This is a genomic window from Streptomyces lonarensis, assembly GCF_012033735.1.
GTDB classification, from domain to species: Bacteria; Actinomycetota; Actinomycetes; order Streptomycetales; family Streptomycetaceae; genus Streptomyces; species Streptomyces lonarensis.
Genome location: NZ_JAAVJD010000371.1, coordinates 1 through 3379, shown reverse-complemented (window position 1 = coordinate 3379; position 3379 = coordinate 1). Strand labels below are relative to the sequence as shown.

Sequence of the window (3379 nt, the reverse complement as noted above, 5' to 3'; positions counted from 1 at the left end):
CCCCGCCGCCGGGGGCGGGGCGCGCCGCGCACCATCTCTCTCCGACGGCGGGCGGTCCGGACGCCCGCCGGTGGCGAGGACGGGAGCGGCAGCCGTGGTTCTGCACCGGATCGGGGACGACTCCGACACCCCCTACGAGGACGCCTACGCCCTCGCGATCTCCGAGCGCCGCCTACCGCGCTACCGGATGCCCGAGGACACCTCGCCGGCCCGCGCCGTCCACGAGCTGATCCGGGACGAGCTCGCCCTGGACGGCAACTCCTCGCAGAACCTCGCCACGTTCTGCACCACCTGGGCGGAGCCCGAGGTCCACGAGCTGATGGACCTCTGCCTCGACAAGAACATGATCGACAAGGACGAGTACCCGCAGACCGCCGAGATCGAGTCGCGCTGCGTCCGGATCATCGGCGATCTGTGGAACGCCCGCGGTGCGGACTCCCCGACCGGCTGTTCCACCACCGGTTCCAGCGAAGCCGGCATGCTGGGCGGGCTCGCGCTGAAGTGGCGCTGGCGCAAGCGCCGGGAGGCGGCGGGCCTGCCGACCGACCGGCCGAACCTGGTCTGCGGGCCGGTGCAGGTCTGCTGGGAGAAGTTCGCCCGCTACTTCGACGTCGAACTGCGCCAGGTGCCGCTGGAGCCGGACGCCACCGGCCTGCGCCCCCACCAGCTGCGGGACCACGTCGACGAGAACACCATCGGCGTCGTCGCCATCCTCGGCGTCACCTACACCTGCGACTACGAGCCGGTGGCCGAGCTCGCGGCGGAACTGGACGCGATCGAACGGGACACCGGTCTGGACGTGCCGATCCACGTGGACGCCGCCAGCGGTGGTTTCATCGCGCCCTTCCTCCACCCGGAGGTGGAGTGGGACTTCCGGCTGCCGCGCGTCGCGTCGATCAACGCCTCGGGCCACAAGTACGGCATGGCCCCGCTGGGCGTCGGCTGGGTGGTCTGGCGGGCCGAGGAGCTGCTCCCCGAGGAGCTGGTGTTCCGGGTCAGCTACCTCGGCGGGGACATGCCGACCTTCGCACTCAACTTCTCCCGCCCCGGCGGCGAGATCGTCGCGCAGTACTACACCTTCCTGCGGCTCGGCCGCGAGGGCTACCGCAAGGTGTACGAGGCCGCCGCCCGGACCGCCCGCTCGCTGGCCGAACAGGTGGGGGGCATGGACGGCTTCCGGCTGCTCTACGACGGTCAGGGCGCGCTGCCCGCCGTCGCGTGGACGCTGTCCGACCCGGAGAGGTCGCCGTTCACGCTCTACGACCTGACGGAGCGGCTGCGCCTGCGGGGCTGGCAGGTGCCCGCCTACCCGCTGCCCGCCGACCGGCAGGAGGTGGTGGTGCAGCGGGTCCTGATCCGCCACGGCATCAGCTTCGACAAGATCGCGCTGCTCGGACAGGACCTCCGCGCCGCGGTCGCGGAGCTGGCGGACGGCCCCTGCTCCGCCGCGCCCCGACCGGGCTTCCACCACTGACGGGCCGTCCGCCCGACCCGCGCCCACCCCGGCCGCCCGGCTCCCCCCGCGCCCACCCCGCCCGGAAGCCTCGGCCGCGTCACGTGCCTCGGGCGTTCTCCGGCGGGGCGACCAGCGCGTAGATCACCAGCACGCACAGTCCGACGCCGATCAGCGACCAGAACGGGAAGGCGGCCAGGTAGGCGATCTGCCCGATCAGCGCCAGTCCGGCCAGCGCCACGCCACCGGCACGGGCGGCGAGCGAGCCCCCGAGGACGCCGATGCCGACCGCGATCTGCAGCACGCCGATCGCCAGCCAGATCCAGCCCCAGGCGGTGTAGTTGAAGACGAGCAGGCTGCCGGAGGCGACCTGGAAGTAGTCGTCCTTGAAGAGTGCGGCCAGGCCGCTCATGACGTGGATCAGGCCGAGCGTGAACAGCAGGACGCCGGCGAACCCAAGCCAGCCGGACAGCACGGGCCTGGCGGTGGACCGGTGCCCGTGGGCCGTGGTGGCGTTCATGGGAACCCTCCTCACCCGCCGCCGACGTGTGCGGCGGCGACACTCCCAGGACAGCCCCGCCGAAAGGCGCCCGCGCCCGGTATTACTCCGAACGGGTGAAGCCCGCCGGGTCACCCACCCGGCGGCGCCGAGCCGCACACCTGGTGTGCCGGGGCAGGACGGGCGGCCCGATCCGTGCCAGGATCGGGCCCATGCGCTACATCATCATCGGGGCGGGCGCCGTCGGCGGGGCCATCGGCGGACGGCTCTTCCAGAGCGGTCACGAGGTCGTACTGGTGGCACGGGGGGACCATCTCGCGGCGCTCCGCGAGGAGGGGCTGCACCTCGCCACCCCCGACGAGGCGCTGACGCTCCCCGTGCCCACCGTCGCCGGTCCGCGCGAGGTGACGCTCCGGACGGACGACGTCCTGGTGCTCTCCGTCAAGATCCAGGACGCCGCGGCCGCGCTCGACGCCTGGGCGACCCGCCCGGTCGAGGGCGGCGGCACCGCCGGCGAGGTCCTGCCGCTGGTCTGCGCCCAGAACGGCGTCGCCGGTGAGCGCATGGCGCTGCGCCGGTTCCGCCACGTGTACGGCATGTGCGTCTGGCTGCCCGCGCAGTTCCTGCGCCCCGGGCACGTCGTCGCGCACTGCGCGCCGCTGACCGGGATGCTGCACATCGGCCGCTACCCCTCCGGCACCGACGACACCGCGCGCCTGATCGCCGCCGATCTGGAGAAGTCGCACTTCGCGGCGCCGGTCCCCGCGGACGTGATGCGCTGGAAGTACGGCAAGTTGCTCAGCAACCTCGCCAACGCGCTCGACGCCGTGGGCGGCGCCACCCTGCGCGGCGACGCCCGCGCGGCGGAACTGCTGCGCCACGCCCGCGCCGAGGCCGTCGCCGTGTTCAACGCCGCGGGCGTCGAGCCCGCGACCGCCGAGGAGCAGCAGCGGCTGCGCGGCGACCGGATGGACGTCCGCCCGGTCGCGGGCGCGGAGCCGGGTGGCGGTTCCTCCTGGCAGAGCCTCAGCCGGGGCACCGGCAGCATCGAGGCCGACTACCTCAACGGCGAGATCGTGCTGCTCGGCCGCGAGCACGGGATCGCTACCCCGGTCAACGAGGTGCTGCAGCGGATGGCCAACGTCTTCGCGCACGAGCACCGCCGCCCGGGGTCGCTGACCGCCGCCGAACTCGCCGCGCTCACCGCCCTCGCGGGCGGCACCGACTGAGCGGCCCGTAGCGAACCGGCCGCGCGCGGGCCCTCCGAGCCCGGGGTCGCGGCGGGTCCCACCGCCCTGCCGCAGCTCGCATCGGCAGCCTCCGGCCCCCGCCCGCCGAGGCGACACCCGACCCGCCACCCACCGCCGCCCACCGGGGCATCGCCACCCGCGGCTGCCCCCGCTGCGCCCGCACCATGTGGCGGCAGT

3 protein-coding genes are annotated in these 3379 nt (G+C 74.1%); 2 read left to right on the top strand and 1 reads right to left on the bottom strand.

Annotation, left to right across the window (positions count from 1 at the left end):
- Positions 1-94: 94 nt before the first annotated feature.
- Positions 95-1474 (top strand): glutamate decarboxylase, encoded by a 1380-nt coding sequence (gene gad, locus HCN56_RS24580; RefSeq protein ID WP_376770930.1) that lies wholly within the window; start codon positions 95-97, stop codon positions 1472-1474.
- A 79-nt stretch (positions 1475-1553) separates the two neighbouring features.
- Here gad and HCN56_RS24575 read toward each other — a convergent pair whose 3' ends face one another.
- On the bottom strand, positions 1554-1973 hold the full coding sequence (locus HCN56_RS24575) for a DUF7144 family membrane protein (RefSeq protein WP_167974705.1): 420 nt from the start codon (positions 1971-1973) through the stop codon (positions 1554-1556).
- Positions 1974-2164: 191 nt separating this feature from the next.
- On the opposite strand from HCN56_RS24575, the gene HCN56_RS24570 reads away from it, so the two are divergent.
- Positions 2165-3181 (top strand): ketopantoate reductase family protein, encoded by a 1017-nt coding sequence (locus tag HCN56_RS24570; RefSeq protein WP_167974703.1) that lies wholly within the window; start codon positions 2165-2167, stop codon positions 3179-3181.
- The last annotated feature ends 198 nt before the right edge of the window (positions 3182-3379 follow it).

Bases quoted from the DNA above. Each gene is read 5' to 3' on its own strand.
- HCN56_RS24575 (WP_167974705.1), bottom strand. From the start codon at position 1,973: ATGAACGCCACCACGGCCCACGGGCACCGGTCCACCGCCAGGCCCGTG.
- HCN56_RS24570 (WP_167974703.1), top strand. From the start codon at position 2,165: ATGCGCTACATCATCATCGGGGCGGGCGCCGTCGGCGGGGCCATCGGC.